Raw genomic sequence first — 17747 nt, forward strand, 5'->3', positions numbered from 1 at the left:
GTCACCCTTCCCGCGCTGCCGCGCACACGGCCCGGCAGATCCGTGCCACATCGTCGTCGCCCGTCACATAGGGCGGCATGGTGTACACGAGGTCGCGGAACGGCCGCAGCCAGACGCCCTCGCGGACCGCGGCACGCGTCGCGGCCGCCATGTCCACCTCGTGATCGAGCTGTACCACTCCGATCGCGCCCAGCACCCGTACGTCCAGGACCCCCGGCAGCCCGGAGGCCTCCGCGAGGCCGTCGCGCAGTCCCGCGCCGATCCGCTTCACCTCCTGCTCCCAGTCCTGGCCCAGCAGCAGGTCGATGGACGCGGAGGCGACCGCCGTGGCGAGCGGGTTGCCCATGAACGTCGGCCCGTGCGCCAGCACCGGCACGTCCCCGCTCGAGATGCCCTCCGCCACCCGTGAGGTGCACAGCGTCGCGGCCAGCGTCAGATAGCCGCCGGTCAGAGCCTTGCCGACACACATGACATCGGGGGAGACCCCGGCGTGCCCGGCTGCGAACAACTGCCCCGTGCGGCCGAATCCCGTCGCGATCTCGTCGAACACGAGCAGTACGTCGTTCTCGTCGCACGCCTCGCGGAGCACCCGCAGGTACGCGGGCGAGTGGAACCGCATCCCGCCGGCACCCTGCACCACCGGTTCCACGATCACCGCGGCCAGTTCATCGGCGTGGTCCGCGACGGTCTCCCGCAGATGACGCACGTAGGCCTCGTCCGGCTCGGCGTCGAAGCCGTCCGGCGGAGCGTCCGCGAAGATCTGGCGCGGGAGGGCCCCCGACCACAGTTCGTGCATCCCGCCCTCGGGATCGCACACCGACATCGGCTGCCAGGTGTCCCCGTGATAGCCCCCGCGCCATGTCAGCAGCCGGTGTTTGGCGGGCCGGCCGGCCGAGCGCCAGTACTGCAGGCACATCTTCACCGCGACCTCGACCGAGACCGATCCGGAGTCGGCGAGGAAGACGTGCCGCAGCGGCTCCGGAGTGATCTCCACCAGCCGGGTGGCCAGCCGGACGGCGGGCTCGTGGGTGAGCCCGCCGAACATCACATGGCTCATCCGGTCCAGCTGGCCGCGTGCGGCCTCGTTGAGAACCGGATGGTTGTAGCCGTGTACCGCCGACCACCAGGAGGACATACCGTCCACCAGCTCGCGGTGCCCCTCAGCGGGCTCCGCGAGCCGGAGCCGTACACCTGACGCGGACTCCACGACCAGCGGCTCCTGACGGCCCGGCATCGGGCCGTAGGGATGCCAGACGTGGGCACGGTCCAGGGCTCGCAGCCGGCTGGGCGTGAGCGGTTCAGGCATTGGGCGCGAGGTCCGTACCGGCACCGCGGCGGCGGACCGCCACCAGATCCGTTCGCGCCGCCGGGACCTCGGCGTCGTCCGCGGCCGCCTCGGGGGCGTCACCGCAGGGTGCACAGCCGCCGTCGTGCGAACCGCAGCCGCCGCCCGCCTGGACGCGGTGCTCGGGAAGGGTCGTCGTGCCCGCCCCCTCCACCTCGAAACCGGCGTCCGCGATCATGTCGAGGTCGGTCTGGCCGGACTGGCCCTCACTGGTCAGGTAGTCACCCAGGAAGATCGAGTTGACCAGGTTCAGGGCGAGCGGCTGCATCGAGCGCAGATGGACCTCGCGTCCGCCCGCGAGACGTACCTCCACGTCCGGGCAGACGAACCGGACCATCGCCAGAATGCGCAGGCACCGCTGAGGGGTGAGGTGCCAGTCCTTGGCGAGCGGGGTCCCCTCCATCGGAATCAGGAAGTTCACCGGCACCGAGTCCGGGTTGAGCTCGCGCAGCGAGAAGACGACGTCCACCAGGTCGGCGTCGGTCTCGCCCATGCCCGCGATCAGCCCGGAGCACGCCGAAAGGCCGGCGGCCTGGGCCTGCTGCACGGTATCCACCCGGTCGGCGTACGTGTGGGTCGTCGTGATGTCGCCGTACGTACCCTCCGAGGTGTTGAGGTTGTGGTTGTACGCATCGGCGCCCGCGGACCTGAGACGGTCCGCCTGGCCCTCGGACAGCAGACCGAGGCAGGCGCACACCTCGACGTCCTCGTGCTGCTCCTTGATGGCCTCGATGGTCTTCGACACCCGGTCGACGTCCCGGTCCGTCGGTCCGCGGCCGCTCGCCACCAGGCACACGCGCTTCGCGCCACCGGCCACTCCGGCGGTCGCGGCCTTCGTCGCCTCGTCCGGCTTGAGCCAGGTGTACTTGAGGATCTCCGCCTTGGATCCCAGCCGCTGCGAGCAGTACGAGCAGTCCTCGGGGCAGAGCCCGGACTTGAGGTTGACCAGATAGTTCAGTTTCACGCGTCGCCCGAACCACTGGCGGCGCACCTTTCCGGCCGCGGCCACCACGTCGAGCAGTTCGTCGTCGGAGGTCGCCAGTACGGCGAGCGCTTCTTCACGGGTCGGCAGTTCGCGCCGCAGCCCCTTGTCCACCAGCGTGTTCAGCAGGTCCATGGACCTGATCCTTACGTACGGCACGGCCTCCGGCCAAGGAGGAACCGGACAGGAGAGGCGGCCAAGGGTGTGTGTATTGCCACATCCTGACCTGCTGCGCACCGGGCTAGGGTCTGTGAGCTGCCTACAAAAGGGACCCTCCCATGCCCTTCGCCCCGTTCGACTGGATCGATGACGAGGCCCGTCGCCGTGCCGCCGCCGGACTCGTCCGGACCCTGCGCCCCCGGCCGGCCGAAGCGGAACTGCTGGACCTCGCGAGCAACGACTACCTCGGCCTCACCCGGCACCCCGAAGTCACCGCTGCGGCGGCGGACGCGGCCCGGCGCTGGGGCGCCGGCGCCACGGGCTCACGGCTGGTCACCGGGTCCACCGCGCTGCACGCCGAACTCGAACGCGAGCTCGCGGACTTCTGCGGGTTCGAAGCCGCCCTGGTGCTCTCGTCCGGGTATGCGGCCAACCTCGCCGCCCTCACCGCACTCACCGGACACGGCTCGCTGATCGTGTCCGACGCGGGCAACCACGCCTCGATCGTCGACGGGTGCAGGCTCTCGCGGGCCGCCACGGCGGTCGTGCCGCACGCGGACCCCGACGCCGTGCGCAAAGCGCTCCAGGCGCACGACGGACGTGCGCTGACCGTCTCGGACTCCGTCTTCTCGGTGGACGGCGATGCCGCGCCGCTGGCGGAGCTCGCCGATGTCTGCCGCGCCGAGGGCGCGGCACTGCTCGTGGACGACGCGCACGGCCTGGGCGTGCTGGGCGAGGGCGGACGCGGAGCGCTCGCCGCCGCCGGGCTGGCGGGCGGCGAAGGCATCGTCGCCACGCTCACCCTCTCCAAATCCCTGGGCAGCCAGGGCGGTGCGGTCCTCGGCCCCGCCCGGGTCATCGACCATCTGGTCAACACGGCCCGTACGTTCATCTTCGACACCGGTCTCGCGCCGGCGGCGGCAGGAGCGGCCCTGGGCGCTCTCCGGCTGCTCCGCCGCGAACCGGAACGGGCGGACAGGGCCCGCGAGGTCGCCCTCGACCTCTACGGGCGGCTGACCGCGGCAGGTCTGACAGCGGTACGCCCCGACGCGGCGGTCGTCTCCGTCCGCGCGCCGTCCGCGGAGGCGGCGGTGCGCTGGGCGGCGGACTGCCGCACGGCCGGACTCGCGGTCGGGTGCTTCCGGCCGCCGTCGGTGCCGGACGGGATCTCCAGGCTGCGGCTGACCGCACGGGCGGACCTGAGCCGTGAGCAGATCGCGACCGCGGTGGCCACGATCGTGGCATCGGCACCCTCGCAGGTCAGCTGACCCGGCGGTCACCCAGCCCGGCGACGAAGGAGGTCCAGGCCGTCGCCGAGAAGCGCAGCGGCGGCAGGTCCACGTCCTTGGAGTCGCGTACGGCGAGATGCTCGTCGCCGAGCCGGGCTGCTTCCACGCAGTTGTTCATCCCGGTGCTGCGGCTGCTGCGGCGCCACCGCAGTTGGTGCTGTTCGAGACGGTGTGCGAGACGGTCGGACATCGTGCCCCCCTCGGGCAGTCTGTAGGTCCGGTCAATCGCCGCGGCTGACTGCGGCGATGAGGTCCAGCGATCGCTCCGGCGACAGTGCGTGAGCCTGCATCGTGCGGAAGGCCGAGCTGTACGCCTCAAGGTCTTCTCTCCGCTCCAGATAGAGACTACTCGTCAAATGGTCAAGAACGACCACATCCAGATCAGAAATGTTCGGAAAGGAGAAGATAACGAAAGGCCCCGTGAGGCCGATGTAGCTGCCGGCCTCGAACGGCAGTAACTGCAGTTGCACGTGGGGTAGTTGAGCTGCATGTGTCAGATGGTCGAGCTGTTCCCTCATCACCTGGGGGCCGCCGACTCCGCGCCGCAGCACGGCTTCGTCGAGCACGACGCTCAACTGCAGCGGGCGCTGCGCGTACAGCACCCCCTGGCGGGCGAGCCGGACCTCGACCAGGGAGTCCAGCTGTCCGGGCGGCAGTCCGTCCAGCGAGGACCGGGTCACCGCCCGTGCGTAGTCCGCGGTCTGGAGCAGCCCCGGGACCACCGAGGTCTCCAGTGTGCGGGCGGCTCCGGCCTGGGACTCCAGGCTGATGAAGTCGCGGTACTGGGGCGGGATGAGGCCCCGGTAGGCGTGCCACCACCCGGTGCCCCCGCCGCCCGCCGAGCCCGCGAGCGCCTCCAGGAGGGACCGGAGGTGGACGTCGTCCACGTCGTAGGCGTCCAGCAACCGGGTCACATCGCCGGGAGTCACTCCGCTGGCACCCGTCTCGATCCGGCTCACCTTCGACTGGTGCCAGCCCAGCAGACGGGCTGCCTCCCGGCTCGTCAGTCCCGTGGTGTGGCGCAGACTCCGCAGCTCCTCCCCGAGCTTGCGTCGGCGTACCGCTGGGCCGTGCCGCATGCCGGCCTCCTTCCGCTCGGCGGGGAGCCGGCCCGTACCGGGTTCGGCTCGGAAGGGGGCCAGTGTTGCGCCCGTATACGGCTTCCGGGGCAGAGTTCACCGTATTGGGCGACAGATATATGCATATCTTGATGGATTGCCGTTACAGAGGGCGGCATCAGTGGCAATCTGGCGCGAAGCACAATCCAGGCCGATCGCAGGTCGGTCAGGGCGGGAAAGGGACGGCGTCGCCATGGCAGACCATCAAGAAGCAACCGTCACTCTGCCGAGCGACCCGGTCTCGGTCTCCAGGGCCCGGAGGTACGTGGCCGGCGTTCTCGCCGGCTGGGGCCTCCCCGACGGGACCGACGCCGCCGACACGATCCGGCTGATCGTCTCGGAGCTCGCCACCAACGCCGTCCAGCACACCTTCGGGCAGTCGCCCACCTTCACGGTGGATCTCCGCCTCGACCGGGACGTCGAGCTGTATCTGGGAGTGACGGACAGTCACCCCCGCTGGCCCCAACGGCTGCCCGCCGCCGTCCAGCAGGACAACGGGCGCGGGATGGTGATCATCAGGGCCCTCGCCAAGGAATGCGGCGGCCGGCTGAGCGTCAGCCCCACCCCGGACGGTGGCAAGACCGTGTCGATCGCCCTTCCCTGGGTCGTGCCCGCCCAGGCCTGACGTCACCGCGCCCCCGTGGCGCGGCCGAAGCCGCTGCGCAGCAGAGCCCTGAGTGTCGCCGCCGCGGCCGTCGACCGGTCGCCGCGGTGCACCACGGAGATCGTCCGGCGGAAGGCGGAGGGTTCGAGGCGCCGCACGGCGAGCGGTGTCGGGGACATCGAAGCGACCATCTCGGGCACGACGGCCACGCCGACACCCGCACTGACCAGTGCGCACACCAGCGCGTAACCGGGGGACTCGCACACCACGGCAGGAGTGGCCCCCGCGTCGGCCAGCGCACGCTCCACCCCCTGCCGGGGTGGATGCGCCGGTGCGCTGCTGATCAGCGGACGGCCCGCCAGCTCGGCCACCGGGAGCCGGCCGCTGCCCTCGGACAGCGCCTGCCCCACGGCCGTGATCAGTACGAGCTCCTCGACCAGCAGAGGCTCGGCGGACACCCCGGAGGGCAGCGGATCGGCGACAGCCGGTTCGTACGCATGGGTCAGCGCCAGATCCACGTCGCCCGCGGCCACGGCTGCCACCCCGCCGGGCGGCTCGTAGTCCGTCACGGTGAGTTCCACGTCCGGGTGGGCACGCCGGAACGCACTGAGCACCGGCGGCAGCAGGTGGATCCCGGCCGTGGTGAACGTCCCGACCCGCAGCCGTCCTCCCGACAGCCCCGCGAGCCGGGCCAGCTCGTGCCGTGCCTGGTCCATCTCGTCCAAGACCCGTCGGGCACGCCCGGCCAGCAGCTCGCCGGCAGCCGTCAGGCGCGCCCCGCGATGGTGGCGAACCAGAAGCGCGGCGCCGGCCTCCCGCTCCAGTTTCGCGAGCTGCTGGGACAGGGCGGGCGCGGTGTAACCGAGCCTCGCGGCCGCCTTCGTGATCGAACCGGCCTCGGCGACCGCCACCAGTGCGGCCAGCCGCGTCGGATCGTACATAAAGCATTCCTTTTGGCAGACCCAGAAGATTGCAAGTACACGCTAAAGGGCCGTCCGGGTCAGGGTGTACCCATGGACGCACAACTGCTCGCTTTCATCCCGGTCGCCGCGGGAATGGTCGCCCTGCCCGGCGCGGACTTCACCGTGGTCGTACGCAACGCCCTCGCTTCGCGCCGGTCCGGCATGGCCGCGGCACTGGGTGTCGCCGGGGGACTGCTCGTGCACACCGCGCTGGCCGTCGCCGGACTCGCGGCGGTGCTGGTGGCGATGCCCGTCCTGTTCCGCACCGTGCAGCTGCTCGGTGGTGCCTATGTGCTCTACCTGGGGGTGAGCGCCCTGTACGCGCTCAGGCGGCGGACCGCGGCGGGCGCCTCCGCTGCGGAGGAGGCGCCCGCCGCGAAGCTGGGGCCGGTACGGGCACTGCGTCAGGGCTTCCTGACGAACGCCCTGAACCCGAAGGCGCCTGTGCTCTTCCTGAGCCTGCTGCCCCAGTTCGTCCCCGAGGGGCAGCCGCCGCTTCCCAGGACCCTGCTGCTGGCGGCCGTGGTCGTGGTGCTGGCGCTCCTCTGGTTCCCGGCCGTGGCCCTGCTGGTGGACCGCCTCGGCCGTTGGCTGCGCCGGCCGCGTACCGCCCGCGCGATCGAGGGCGGCAGCGGCGCGGCTCTCACCGCGCTGGGGCTCGTGCTGGTGACCGGGCCGCTGCTGCACTGACTCGGCGGGGCGGCCCCCGGCGGGACCGGCAGGAGCGGCTGACGGCGGTGTCAGCCGGGGCCGCCGTCAGCGGACCCGCCCGTACCAGATGCTCTTCGACCAGATCCGTTCCAGCCGGACCACCGCCCCGGTCTTCGGCGAGTGCCAGATCTTGCCGCCGCCGGCGTAGATGCCCACGTGGTAGACACTCCGGCCCGCGTGGAAGAAGACCAGGTCGCCGCGGCGCCGTTGCGACGAGGAGATGTGACGGGTCTTGTTGTACTGCTGCTGGGCCGTGCGGGGGAGCTTCTTGCCCGCCTTCTTGAACGAGTAGAGCGTGAGGCCCGAACAGTCGAAGCGGTGGGGGCCGCTGGCGCCGTACCTGTAGGGCGAACCCTTCTTCGAGGCGGCGATGTCGAGCGCCCTCGTCGAATGGGCAGCGGCCTCGGCCTCGTTGACGAGGCCGGGGGCGAGCATGGTGGTGCCTACGGCGAATGTGAGAACCGAGGCCGTACCGACCCGGGCGAAAAGAGACGGGACATGAACCTGCGCAGTCATGCGCAACCCTTCGTCAGCCGCCTGTGAAGGATGACCTGTCGGGTTCGGGCTGGCGAAGTTGCCCGGCCGCACTTGGCGGCTTCACCCCGAGGGTCGAAGGGATATCCCGTCGACCCGTTGTGCTCGGGTCCTCCACTCCTGCCGATCCACTTCTGTCGACCAGGCATCCGGGCAGCGGCAGGACTCGGCGTCCGCCCGGACCGCCCCGCCGCGGTGGCGGGGGCTTGTCGTCCCAGGGATCTTTACTCACGGACCGCCGGATTTCCGCTGTGAAGGTCGTTTTGTGAGAGTCATCACGACTGATCTGTTCGGGTGGACGGGGTGGGACCGAAGCTGAGGCGACGCTGCGTGACCGGCCTCGTACCAGCAGCGGAACGGTGAATTCCACTCAGTGTCCGCGCGGGATGCGCAAGTTGAGCTGTCCCCCGTGAGGGGGATGCTCTACGCCGAACGAGCGAGGAAAATTGATCTGCGCATCGGGCGTGTCCGGCCTCGGGGGACATCGGCACGGCCGTTGACACGACAACTGTTCGAAGACCCCGGCGGGCTCGCGGCGGCCGAGGAACCAAGGCTCGGGTGTGCGACGGTGACGGCACTGCCGCGTTCGAGGACACCTACAGCCGTGCCAGCCCGTGGGCGTCGGCCCAGGTGCTGATCGCCGCGGCCAGTTCCGCGGGGCGGTCCTCCGGGGAGTGGTGGCCGGCCAGGCCGTGGCGGGAGACCTCCAGACCCGCGATGTTCTCCTCGCACCAGGCGACGGCCCCCTGGTCGGTCATCGCGCCGGGGCCGGGTTCGAAAGCGGCGAGCAGCTTGGGGACTTCGGGACTGGCGGCCAGCCAGGCGTCGTAGCGCTCGATGCGGGCCACGACATCGGCGGGCTCGGAGTCCAGCGGCATCATGCGCGTCCACGCCAGGATCGGGCGTCGGCTGTGCGGGGTCGGGAAGGGGCGGCGGTAGACCTCGAGATCGGCGGGGTCCATCGGGGTGGCGAGCGTGTCCGGGAACCTCTCGATGAACAGTGAGTTCTCCAGGATCATCTCCTCGCCCACCCCGGGGGTGCGCAGGAGAGTGAACAACTCCCGCCCTGCCGACGGGAATTCGTTGCCGACCAGCGGCTTGATGATCGTCTCGGTGAAGGCGAGGCCGCGCACGCTGCCCGGGAGGCGGGCCGCGCGGTCGAAGGCGAGCGCGCCGCCCCAGTCGTGGCCGACGATGACGGCCTCGGCAAGGCCGAGGGCGTCGAACCAGGCGTCGAGATAGCGTGCGTGGTCGTCGAAGGAGTAGGCGAGGTCGGGTTTGCCGGAGTCGCCCATGCCGATGAGGTCGGGGGCCAGGAGGCGGCGGCCGGGCGCTGCCACGCCCGGCAGGATGTTCCGCCACAGGTGGGAGGAGGTGGGGTTGCCGTGGAGGAAGACGAACGGCAGCCCGTCGGGGTCGCCGGACTCGCGGTAGTGGAGGGTGGAATCGAGGACGGGAAGGGTGGGCATCGCGGTGTCACTTCGCTTTCTGTAAGGGAGATTCAGAGGTTGAGGCTCAGGACGCGGTCGACGGCCATCTCGACGACGACCAGGTCCGGTGGGGCGGGCGGTGCCGTGCGGTAGCGGACGGTGTAGCGGCGAACGGCCTCGGCCAGGCGCGCGGGATCGTCGGTGACGGCGGCCCGGCCTTCGAGAGTGAGCCAGCGGAAGCCGTCCGCCTGGCAGAGCGCGACACGCGCCGCCGCGCCGCCTGCCGCCACGTTCCGGGTCTTGCGGGCTCCCGCCCGGGTGGTCACCCGGACCAGGCCGGTGGGCGCGTCGAAGGTGAAGCGGACAGGCGTGACGTGCGGGGTGCCGTCGGGACGGAGGGTGGTCAGCGTGGCCGTATGGGGAAGAGCGAGGAACGCCCCTGCGGCGGCCGGTAGTCCGACAGTCGCCCGGCTCACTTCTTCTTCACGCCCTCGTTCCAGATCAGCTTGGCGATGTTCGGTCTCACGGCATCGGTGATGACACCCATGGCCGTACGGACGTACCGTCGCTCCTCCAGCTCGCGCAGCATGCTTGCGGCGAGGTCGGCACGGGCGGTGAAGACGCCGTCGGCGCTCGTCCCGGCGGTGTGGAAATCGGTGACGGTGGGGTGCTCGAAGAGGCCCGAGGGGCGGACGAGCGTCCAGTCGAGGTTCGTTCGGCGGATCGCGGCTTCCATGCGGCGCATGTCCTCGTGAAGGGTGCGGCCGAGGCGTCGGTTGACCAGCGGGTCGAGCACAAGGTTGAAGAAGTGCGCGCCGGAGGGCCGCCAGTCGGGGTCGGCGATGCTGGAGCTGACGGTGAGCAGCCGTTTGATGCCGTGGCGGGCCATGGCCCGGGTGATGGCCGTGGCGCTCGCCGAGTACGTGGTGATGGTCTCCTTGGAGAATTGCGTGCCCAGCGCGGAGAGGACGGCGTCCGTCCCGTCGACCGCGGCGTCGACGGCTTCCGGGTCGGTGGCGTCGGCGACCGCCACGGTGAGGCCCGGCCGTGTGCGGAGGGAACCCGGGCGGCGGGTCACGGCGACGACCTCGTGGCCGATCGCGAGGGCCTGCTCGGTGAGGTGGCGACCTGTCGGTCCGTTGGCGCCGAAGACTGCGATACGCATGGTGTGGGCCATCCCTTGGTGTGGCTTCCGGAACGCCCTTGACTGTGCCGACCGCGAAACGCAGGCTCAACGCTGATGAATAACGCCGCCCCTGCCTCCGCCCGCCCCCGGGGCCGCCCCCGCGGTAACCCGCCGACCCGCGAGTCGATCGTCTCGGCGGCTCGTACGCTGTTCCTGGAGCGCGGCTACCGGCTCACCACCCTGCGCGCGGTGGCCGGGGCCGCCGGGGTCGACCCGGCGCTGATCGCGTACCACTTCGGCTCGAAGAAGGGCCTGTTCGCAGACGTGATGCAGTTCCAGTGCGCCAACGCACTGGCGGTGGACGACGTCCTCGGCGGCGACCCGGCCACCCTCCCCGACCGCCTGATCGACGCCGTGACGGACCTGTGGGAGGACGCCGACTTCCGGCAGCTCACCACCCGGGGTGAGGAGGCGGCCGAGGTGATCCGCGAATACCTGGAACGCGAGTTGCTGGCCCGGCTTGTTGAATTTCTCGGCGGGCGGGACGCGACCGCCCGCGCCACGGCCGTGGTGACGATTCTCGGCGGCCTCATCTACACGCGCTACCTCAACCCGCTCCCCACCCCCGCGGCACTCACCCCGTCAGAGACCCGCCACGTCCTTGCGCCGGCGCTGCGCGCCGCGCTGGCCCCGAGGCCGCGCACCGCGGCGACCGGAGCGGACCGTCGGGGCGCGCGGGTCTCCGGGGGAGGCGCCGTGAAGCGGCGTCAGGACGGCGGCCCGGCAGCGGAGCCGCACTGAGGGGCGGTCAACTCGTCGATTCAGGGGGTACGGTGACCCGCCCCGCGCGACGCTCGCCGTCCAGTACCCGCAACGCGCGGGCCAACGTGGCCGCATGGATCTGGGCCTCGCCCCGCTCATGCATCAGCGCGAGCGCATCGCGCAGGGCGGTCGCCCGTGAGGCCAGCGCCTGGGCGGCCCGGAGCGCTCCGTAGGTGTCGCTGCCCCGGGCGGGGTTGATCCGGCCGACCTGGTCGAGCACCTCCAGGTAGCAGTCGATGAACTCTCCCTCGGCGCGGGTCAGCGCGGGGAGCGGCGGGAGCTGGGGGGAGAGCAACGGGGATCACCTCGCGGGGTGTGGCGGCCGAATCGGTTTGCGGTTCTCCGTGATGTGGTCGACCAGTCCGTACGCCTTGGCGGCCGGGGCGTCGAGGATGGTGTCCCGCTCGAGGTCGGTGCCGATGTCCTGTGCGGAACGCCCCGTATGACGGGCCAGCATCGCGGTGAGCGAGTCGCGCTCACGCATTAGCTCGCGCGCCTGGATCTCGAGGTCGGAGGGCTGGCCCTGCACCGGCTCGTCGAGGGCCGGCTGCTGAATGACTACCCGGGCGCCGGGCAGAGCATGTCGACGGCCGGGTGCGCCGGCTGCGAGCAGCGCGGCGGCGTAGGAGCCCGCCTGGCCGAGGCAGAAGGTCTCCACCTCGCAGGACAGGTACTGCATGGTGTCGTAGACCGCCGCCATGGCGTTGAACGAGCCGCCGGGCGAGTTGATGTAGAGGGAGACCGGTCGGTCGGGCTCGGCGTACTCCAGGTACATGAACTGCGCGATGAGGTCGGTTGCCGCGGTGTCGTCGACGGGCGTGCCGAGAAAGACGATCCGTTCGGCGAGCAGCTTCGAGTACGGATCCAGCGTCCGGGTGCCGGTCGAGGTGCGTTCGGTGAACTCGGGCAGTACGTAGCGGGCGGAGGGACGGTGCACGGCGTTGCCTCTTCCTCGGAGTCCGTAAAAAATGTACAGGACGTACAGAAGGTTCTGATGGGGACTATGGCCCAGGGATCCAGGGGGAAGCAACCGGTCCGATGTGGTTTCGCTATCAGCGAGGGACGAAAGCTGACAACCCCTCATATGGCGGGCTGGGCAGGCCCGCGTCGACCCTGTGGGTGAGCGACACGCTGAACATTCCTGGAGAGCACCGCTGTCCGTCGCCCGGCGGGTGAACTAAGGAGCGCAGAGACCCCACGAGAAAGGTCACTTCCATGTCCGAGGCTGATGCCGTCACCGTCTGTACGAAGTGCGGCGGAACCATCGCTGTCTCTCCGGCCCGCCACGACCAGGCCGCACGTGTCCGCCACGTCGACGCGCCTGGTCAGCCCGAGAAGTGCCCTGACTAGGGGCGCTCGACAGGCGGAGCGAGGGGTACGCGGTGTGCCCCTCGCTTTCGGTGCGCTGCCGCTGTCCCGGGCGGGTGCCTGCTGTTTGACACGGCATCGGGAAGAACGCAGCCCTCGCATCCGTTCCACCCGAGCAGTGAACACAAGATCCGGGCAGAAGGGTGACGCCGTGTCAGTAGCGTTCAACGAGGAGACGCGCAAGCTTCTGGACGGGAGGAACTTCGCCACCGTCGCGACGCTGAACCGGGACGGAGGGCCACAGACCTCGGTGGTCTGGGTAGCGAGGGACGGGGACGCGGTGCTGTTCTCCACCACGGCAGGGCGGCAGAAGGCCCGAAACCTCACACGGGACCCACGGGTCAGCCTTACCGTCTACGACATCGAGAACCCCTACCACTCCGTGGACATCCGCGGCACTGTCGAACTGATCGAGGACCGGGAAAAGTCGCTTCCGCGCGAGCTTTCGCAGAAGTACCTCGGAGAGGACCCGCCCGCCGAGTCGGACGATGTCCTGCGGCTGATCGTCCGGGTGACTCCGCAGAGGATCTCCGGCTTCTCCGTCTGAGGCCGACAACTCTGGGTGGACCACCGAAGGGGGCTGAACGGGCGGGCGCCCCGTCTCGCGCACACCGTACGCACCCAGAAGCCCGGCCCCGTTCGGAGATCGGTTCTTCTGGTGCCGCACGGGCCCCGGGGCCGTGGAACACGCGCCTTAAGCTGGGGGCCATGGCCTACGAGATTCCGGTGACGCAAGCCCGAGCAGAGCTCGCCGAACTGATCAACCGCGTTGTCTACGGTGGTGAGCGAGTGGTCGTGACCCGGCACGGCAAGCCGCTCGTGGCTCTGGTGTCGGCGGCTGACCTGCAGCGACTCGAGAGCGACGAGGTGGTGGCCGAGGAGCAGATCGTTCGTACGGTGTCCTCGATCGGCTCCATGACGTCCGCCCCGGCCGAACGGCGCCGTTTCGGCATCGCCGCTGAGCACAGCGGCCACGACGACCGCCGGGACGACTGACTCCGGGCAGCGCAACGACAGAGCCGTGCACCCCCGTCCGCTACGGCGGGGGTGCACGGCGGTACCGGTGCGGAGTCGCTCAGCCCGTGAGGGCGGGTGCGGGCTTCCGCTCGGAGGGTTCGGCGCGGTCGGGGTTCCCCTGCCGTGTGCGGCCGCCGATCAGGACGGCGGCCAGGCCGAGAACGGCCCAGATCGCCAGGGTCGCCATGGCCCCGCCGGCCGCACTTCCGTCGAAGAACGCCACGGATCGCAGCAGTGATCCGCCCGCGCCCGGCGGCAGCCACTGACCGATCATGCCGACCGGTTCGGGCAGCAGCTCGGGGGCGCTGGTGACCCCGGAGAACGGATTGCCCAGCAGCACCATCAGCAGAGCGCCCAGTCCGATGCCCGGCGTGCCGATCAGGGCGGCGAGCCCCGCCACGGCCGCACCGATCGCCACCACGGTCAGCCCGATGGTGCCGGCCTCGGCCCACCAGTTGCCCGTGATCACTCCGAGCCAGCTGTGGGCCACGGCCGTGGCGGCGACACCCACCAGCACGGCCGCGCCGGTCAGTGTCACGGCGGCACGGGCGCCGCGCAGTTTCATGAGCGTCACCACCGCTCCGGAGGCGACTCCCGCGAGGGCCAGCGGCAGGATGCTCGCGCCGAGCACGCCGCCCCTGGGATCGGTCCCCGGCGCAGCGACGACGTCGGTGACCGGCACCGCGGCACCCGCGGGGGCCGCGGCGGTGACCGCCTCGCGCAGCAGCTGGGAGACGATCGGGCTCGCCGCCGACGCCGTGAGCAGGTGCGGACCCTTCTCGGTGGCCACGACGGCGCCGTATACGACCCGGTCCTCGATGGCGGCACGGGCGGCGGCCGCGTCGTCGTAGCGGTGGATCTCGAAGGCGCCCTCGCGCCGCTCGAGCTGCTCCTGCAGCTGGTCGGCCGCCGGCGCGGTGCCGGCGACGCCCAGGGGCAGGTCCCGCGGTGCTGTGCGGGCGGCGGGCCACGAGAAGGCCCAGAGCGCCAGGGTCACCATCAGAGGTACGAGCAGGATGACCGCCACCGCGCGGCGGTTCTGTCCAGGCATGACGAGCGCCTCAATTCAAAGAGAAGGATCGTTCGTTTTACGTTTCTCCCACTGTCCTGCCGGGTCGGTGCCTTGTCAAGAAGGAACGTTCGTTTTAGATTGGGCTCCATGGCTCGTGTATCCCAGGAACACCTCGACGCCCGCCGCCGGCAGATCCTCGACGGCGCCGCACGCGCCTTCGCCCGTGACGGCTTCCACGGCACCTCGATGCAGGACGTCCTGAAGGAGGTCGGGCTGTCGGCTGGGGCGGTCTACCGCTACTTCAGCGGCAAGGAGGACCTGATCGCGGCCATCGCGGGGGAGGCGGTCGGCGGCGTCCGCCAGGCCTTCGAGCAGGCGTCCCAGGACAGTCCGCCGCCCACTCCCGATGTCCTGATCGGCCGCGTGGTGCGCTCTCTTTTCGGTGACGGGACGGACAGGGCGGGCGGGCTGGACCGCAGGGCCTACGCCGGGCTGATCGTCCAGGTGTGGTCCGAGACCCTGCGCAGCGAGCGGCTGTCGGCCACGCTCGGTGAGGCCTACGCGGGTCTGCGCGTGGCCTGGGCGGAACTGGTCGGTGCGTACCGAGCCGCCGGAGTGCTCACCGCCGAGGTGCCGGACGAACACGTCGCCCGCACGCTGATCGCCGTCGCGCAGGGGTACATCGCCCAGCTGGCCATGTTCGGCGACGTCGGCCCGGAGATCCTCGAAAGCGGCCTGCGCGGGCTGATGTCCATGGATCTGCAAAAGATCAGTTAACGCGCCGGAAAAACTTCCGCCCTAACGTGCAATACCTGGCCGCGCGATCCGCTTCATCGTTCAACAGAGTGTTGAACGGGGATAGGGTCCCGCTGCGCCCGGGCCGGTCCCGGGCGGAAGACGAAGAGGTGGAAGCGTGCAACTGACTCCGCACGAACAGGAACGCCTGCTCATTCATGTGGCGGCCGATGTCGCCGAGAAGCGCAGGGCGCGCGGGCTGCGGCTGAATCACCCCGAGGCGATCGCCCTGATCACCTCCCACCTCCTGGAGGGCGCGCGCGACGGCCGGACCGTCGCCGAACTGATGGCCTCCGGCAGGAAGGTGCTCACCCGCGAGGACGTCATGGACGGCATCCCCGAGATGATCCACGACGTCCAGGTCGAAGCCACCTTCCCGGACGGCACCAAGCTCGTCACCGTCCACGATCCGATCGTCTGACGGGGGAGCGGCCGGATGATTCCCGGAGAGATCCTGTACGCGCAAGGCACGGTGCGGCTCAACGAGGGGCGCCCCGTCACCCGCATCACCGTCCTCAACGCAGCCGACCGGCCCGTCCAGGTCGGCTCGCACTACCACTTCGCCGAGGCCAACCCCGGTCTGGACTTCGACCGCCGAGCAGCTCACGGGCTGCGGCTGAACATCGCAGCGGGTACCGCCGTGCGCTTCGAACCCGGTGTCCCGGTCGACGTCGAACTCGTCCCGCTCGCAGGCCTGCGCACCGTCCCCGGGCTGCGCGGCGAAACCGGAGGTTCCCTCGATGCCTGAGCTCAGCCGCGCCGTGTACGCCGACCTGTTCGGGCCGACCACCGGTGACCGCATCCGGCTCGCCGACACCGATCTCGTCGTCGAGATCGAGGAGGACCGCTCGGGCGGCCCCGGGAGGGCCGGTGACGAGGCGGTGTTCGGCGGTGGCAAGGTGATCCGCGAATCGATGGGCCAGGCGCGCACCACCCGCGCCGAGGGGGCACCCGACACCGTCGTCACCGGCGCCGTCATCATCGACCACTGGGGCATCGTCAAGGCCGACATCGGTATCCGCGACGGCCGGATCACCGGCATCGGCAAGGCCGGCAACCCCGACACGATGGACGGCGTCCACCCCGATCTGGTCATCGGCCCCGAGACCGAAATCATCGCGGGCAACGGCAAGTTCATCACCGCGGGTGCCATCGACGCGCACGTCCACTTCATCTCCCCGACCCTCGTCGACCAGGCGCTCTCCTCCGGTATCACCACGCTCGTCGGCGGCGGCACGGGACCGGCGGAAGGGACCAAGGCCACCACGATCACCCCGGGCCCCTGGCACCTCGCCCGGATGTTCGAGGCCCTCGAGGGCTATCCGGTCAACATCGGCCTGCTCGGCAAGGGCAACACGATGTCCCGCGAGGCCATGCACTCCCAGCTGCGCGCCGGAGCACTGGGGTTCAAGATCCATGAGGACTGGGGCGCCACCCCCGCCGTCATCGACGCCTGTCTGAGCGTCTGCGAGGAGACCGGCGCTCAACTGGCCATCCACACGGACACGCTCAACGAGGCCGGATTCGTCGCCGACACCCTCGCCGCCATCGCCGGGCGCTCCATCCACGCGTACCACACCGAAGGTGCGGGCGGCGGGCACGCCCCCGACATCATCAGCGTGGTCTCGGAGCCGTACGTCCTGCCCAGCTCCACCAATCCGACCCGGCCGCACACCGTCAACACGATCGAGGAACACCTCGACATGCTGATGGTCTGCCATCACCTCAACCCCGCCGTCCCGGAGGACCTGGCCTTCGCCGAGTCCCGGATCCGGCCCTCGACCATCGCGGCCGAGGACATCCTCCACGACCTCGGCGCCATCTCGATCATCTCCTCCGACTCCCAGGCGATGGGACGGATCGGCGAGGTGATCCTGCGTACCTGGCAGACCGCCCACGTGATGAAGCGGCGGCGCGGTTCCCTGGCGGGCGACGGGGCCGCCGACAACCACCGGGCTCGTCGCTATGTCGCCAAATACACCATCAACCCGGCGGTCGCCCAGGGCCTGGACCGGGAGATCGGCTCGGTCGAGACGGGGAAGCTCGCCGACCTCGTGCTGTGGGACCCGGCCTTCTTCGGCGTCAAGCCGCAGACGGTGATCAAGGGGGGGCAGATCGCGTACGCGCAGATGGGCGATGCCAACGCCTCGATCCCCACCCCGCAGCCCGTGATGCCCCGCCCGATGTTCGGCGCCGTGGGGCGTGCGCCCGCCGCCAACTCCTTCAACTTCGTGTCCACGGCCGCCATCGAGGACGGGCTGCCGGACCGGCTGGGGCTGGGCAAGGCGTTCGTGCCCATCACCAGCACCCGTGGCGTCACCAAGGCGGACATGCGGGAGAACGACGCGATGCCGCGGGTCAAGGTCGACCCCGACAGCTTTGCCGTCACCATCGACGGGGAGCAGGTCGAACCTGCTCCGGCAGCCGAACTCCCCATGGCCCAGCGTTACTTCCTTTTCTGAGGGCGGGGCAG

At 70.5% G+C, this 17747-nt stretch carries 22 protein-coding genes and 1 riboswitch; of the genes, 10 read left to right on the forward strand and 12 right to left on the reverse strand.

Translation table 11 applies throughout. The features are described from left to right. Position 1: 1 nt before the first annotated feature. Together OG257_RS33105 and bioB are read right to left on the reverse strand one after the other, a co-directional pair. Positions 2–1306, reverse strand: coding sequence for an adenosylmethionine--8-amino-7-oxononanoate transaminase (locus tag OG257_RS33105; protein WP_329213412.1), 1305 nt, complete (start codon positions 1304–1306; stop codon positions 2–4). Next, entirely contained in the window at positions 1299–2462 is a 1164-nt protein-coding gene (gene bioB / locus OG257_RS33110) for a biotin synthase BioB (protein ID WP_329213413.1), read from the reverse strand. The genes OG257_RS33105 and bioB overlap by 8 nt, the downstream gene beginning before the upstream one ends. 143 nt (positions 2463–2605) lie before the next feature. Here bioB and OG257_RS33115 point away from each other — a divergent pair, with 143 nt between their 5' ends. Further along, positions 2606–3754, forward strand: a complete 1149-nt coding sequence (locus OG257_RS33115) for an 8-amino-7-oxononanoate synthase (RefSeq protein ID WP_329213415.1) — start codon at positions 2606–2608, stop codon at positions 3752–3754. On the opposite strand, the gene OG257_RS33120 is transcribed toward OG257_RS33115, so the two are convergent. Then, positions 3747–3965, reverse strand: coding sequence for a DUF397 domain-containing protein (locus OG257_RS33120; protein ID WP_329213417.1), 219 nt, complete (start codon positions 3963–3965; stop codon positions 3747–3749). The two genes, OG257_RS33115 and OG257_RS33120, sit on opposite strands and share 8 nt — an antisense overlap. Before the next feature lie 31 nt (positions 3966–3996). Next, positions 3997–4854, reverse strand: a complete 858-nt coding sequence (locus tag OG257_RS33125; RefSeq protein ID WP_329213419.1) for a helix-turn-helix domain-containing protein — start codon at positions 4852–4854, stop codon at positions 3997–3999. Between the two features lie 232 nt (positions 4855–5086). Here OG257_RS33125 and OG257_RS33130 point away from each other — a divergent pair, with 232 nt between their 5' ends. Next, the gene (locus OG257_RS33130) at positions 5087–5518 is read left to right on the forward strand and encodes an ATP-binding protein (RefSeq protein WP_329213421.1); all 432 of its coding nucleotides are present in this window, start codon (positions 5087–5089) and stop codon (positions 5516–5518) included. 2 nt (positions 5519–5520) lie between these two features. Here the strand turns inward: OG257_RS33130 and OG257_RS33135 are convergent, their stop codons facing one another. Next, entirely contained in the window at positions 5521–6438 is a 918-nt protein-coding gene (locus OG257_RS33135; RefSeq protein WP_329213423.1) for a LysR family transcriptional regulator, read from the reverse strand. Positions 6439–6510: 72 nt separating this feature from the next. On the opposite strand from OG257_RS33135, the gene OG257_RS33140 reads away from it, so the two are divergent. Beyond that, on the forward strand, positions 6511–7149 hold the full coding sequence (locus tag OG257_RS33140) for a LysE family translocator (protein ID WP_329213425.1): 639 nt from the start codon (positions 6511–6513) through the stop codon (positions 7147–7149). A 66-nt stretch (positions 7150–7215) separates the two neighbouring features. On the opposite strand, the gene OG257_RS33145 is transcribed toward OG257_RS33140, so the two are convergent. From OG257_RS33145 to OG257_RS33160, 4 genes are all read right to left on the reverse strand, one after another. Continuing rightward, positions 7216–7686, reverse strand: a complete 471-nt coding sequence (locus tag OG257_RS33145) for a C40 family peptidase (protein ID WP_329213427.1) — start codon at positions 7684–7686, stop codon at positions 7216–7218. Between the two features lie 3 nt (positions 7687–7689). Beyond that, a riboswitch (cyclic di-AMP (ydaO/yuaA leader) is annotated at positions 7690–7862 on the reverse strand. Positions 7863–8300: 438 nt separating this feature from the next. Beyond that, positions 8301–9209, reverse strand: a complete 909-nt coding sequence (locus tag OG257_RS33150; protein WP_329215478.1) for a haloalkane dehalogenase — start codon at positions 9207–9209, stop codon at positions 8301–8303. Next, positions 9206–9610, reverse strand: coding sequence for a pyridoxamine 5'-phosphate oxidase family protein (locus OG257_RS33155; RefSeq protein ID WP_329213429.1), 405 nt, complete (start codon positions 9608–9610; stop codon positions 9206–9208). The genes OG257_RS33150 and OG257_RS33155 overlap by 4 nt, the downstream gene beginning before the upstream one ends. After that, a complete protein-coding gene (locus OG257_RS33160) occupies positions 9607–10299 on the reverse strand; it encodes an NAD(P)-dependent oxidoreductase (RefSeq protein WP_329213431.1) in 693 nt (230 codons plus the stop codon). The genes OG257_RS33155 and OG257_RS33160 overlap by 4 nt, the downstream gene beginning before the upstream one ends. A gap of 75 nt (positions 10300–10374) precedes the next feature. Between OG257_RS33160 and OG257_RS33165 the strand changes: the two genes are divergently transcribed. Next, the gene (locus tag OG257_RS33165; RefSeq protein ID WP_329213433.1) at positions 10375–11061 is read left to right on the forward strand and encodes a TetR/AcrR family transcriptional regulator; all 687 of its coding nucleotides are present in this window, start codon (positions 10375–10377) and stop codon (positions 11059–11061) included. 7 nt (positions 11062–11068) lie between these two features. On the opposite strand, the gene OG257_RS33170 is transcribed toward OG257_RS33165, so the two are convergent. Continuing rightward, entirely contained in the window at positions 11069–11377 is a 309-nt protein-coding gene (locus OG257_RS33170) for a hypothetical protein (RefSeq protein WP_329213435.1), read from the reverse strand. A 6-nt stretch (positions 11378–11383) separates the two neighbouring features. After that, positions 11384–12019 (reverse strand): ATP-dependent Clp protease proteolytic subunit, encoded by a 636-nt coding sequence (locus OG257_RS33175; protein ID WP_329213438.1) that lies wholly within the window; start codon positions 12017–12019, stop codon positions 11384–11386. A 582-nt stretch (positions 12020–12601) separates the two neighbouring features. Here OG257_RS33175 and OG257_RS33180 point away from each other — a divergent pair. Together OG257_RS33180 and OG257_RS33185 are read left to right on the forward strand one after the other, a co-directional pair. Then, positions 12602–12997 (forward strand): PPOX class F420-dependent oxidoreductase, encoded by a 396-nt coding sequence (locus OG257_RS33180; RefSeq protein ID WP_329213440.1) that lies wholly within the window; start codon positions 12602–12604, stop codon positions 12995–12997. Between the two features lie 161 nt (positions 12998–13158). Beyond that, on the forward strand, positions 13159–13446 hold the full coding sequence (locus OG257_RS33185) for a type II toxin-antitoxin system Phd/YefM family antitoxin (RefSeq protein ID WP_329213442.1): 288 nt from the start codon (positions 13159–13161) through the stop codon (positions 13444–13446). A gap of 79 nt (positions 13447–13525) precedes the next feature. Here OG257_RS33185 and OG257_RS33190 read toward each other — a convergent pair whose 3' ends face one another. Further along, positions 13526–14518 carry an ABC transporter permease gene (locus tag OG257_RS33190; RefSeq protein ID WP_329213444.1) on the reverse strand — a complete coding sequence of 331 codons (993 nt, stop codon included), beginning with the start codon at positions 14516–14518 and terminating at the stop codon, positions 13526–13528. A gap of 108 nt (positions 14519–14626) precedes the next feature. On the opposite strand from OG257_RS33190, the gene OG257_RS33195 reads away from it, so the two are divergent. From OG257_RS33195 to OG257_RS33210, 4 genes are all read left to right on the forward strand, one after another. After that, complete coding sequence (locus OG257_RS33195) at positions 14627–15256, forward strand: TetR/AcrR family transcriptional regulator (RefSeq protein ID WP_329213446.1); 630 nt, start codon at positions 14627–14629, stop codon at positions 15254–15256. Positions 15257–15392: 136 nt separating this feature from the next. Then, positions 15393–15695, forward strand: a complete 303-nt coding sequence (locus OG257_RS33200) for an urease subunit gamma (RefSeq protein ID WP_329213448.1) — start codon at positions 15393–15395, stop codon at positions 15693–15695. Positions 15696–15710: 15 nt separating this feature from the next. After that, complete coding sequence (locus OG257_RS33205) at positions 15711–16022, forward strand: urease subunit beta (protein ID WP_329213450.1); 312 nt, start codon at positions 15711–15713, stop codon at positions 16020–16022. Next, the gene (locus tag OG257_RS33210; protein ID WP_329213452.1) at positions 16015–17736 is read left to right on the forward strand and encodes an urease subunit alpha; all 1722 of its coding nucleotides are present in this window, start codon (positions 16015–16017) and stop codon (positions 17734–17736) included. Before OG257_RS33205 ends, OG257_RS33210 begins: the two co-directional genes overlap by 8 nt. Positions 17737–17747 lie beyond the last annotated feature (11 nt).

Origin of the sequence: Streptomyces sp. NBC_00683 (genome assembly GCF_036226745.1) — a bacterium.
GTDB lineage: Bacteria > Actinomycetota > Actinomycetes > Streptomycetales > Streptomycetaceae > Streptomyces.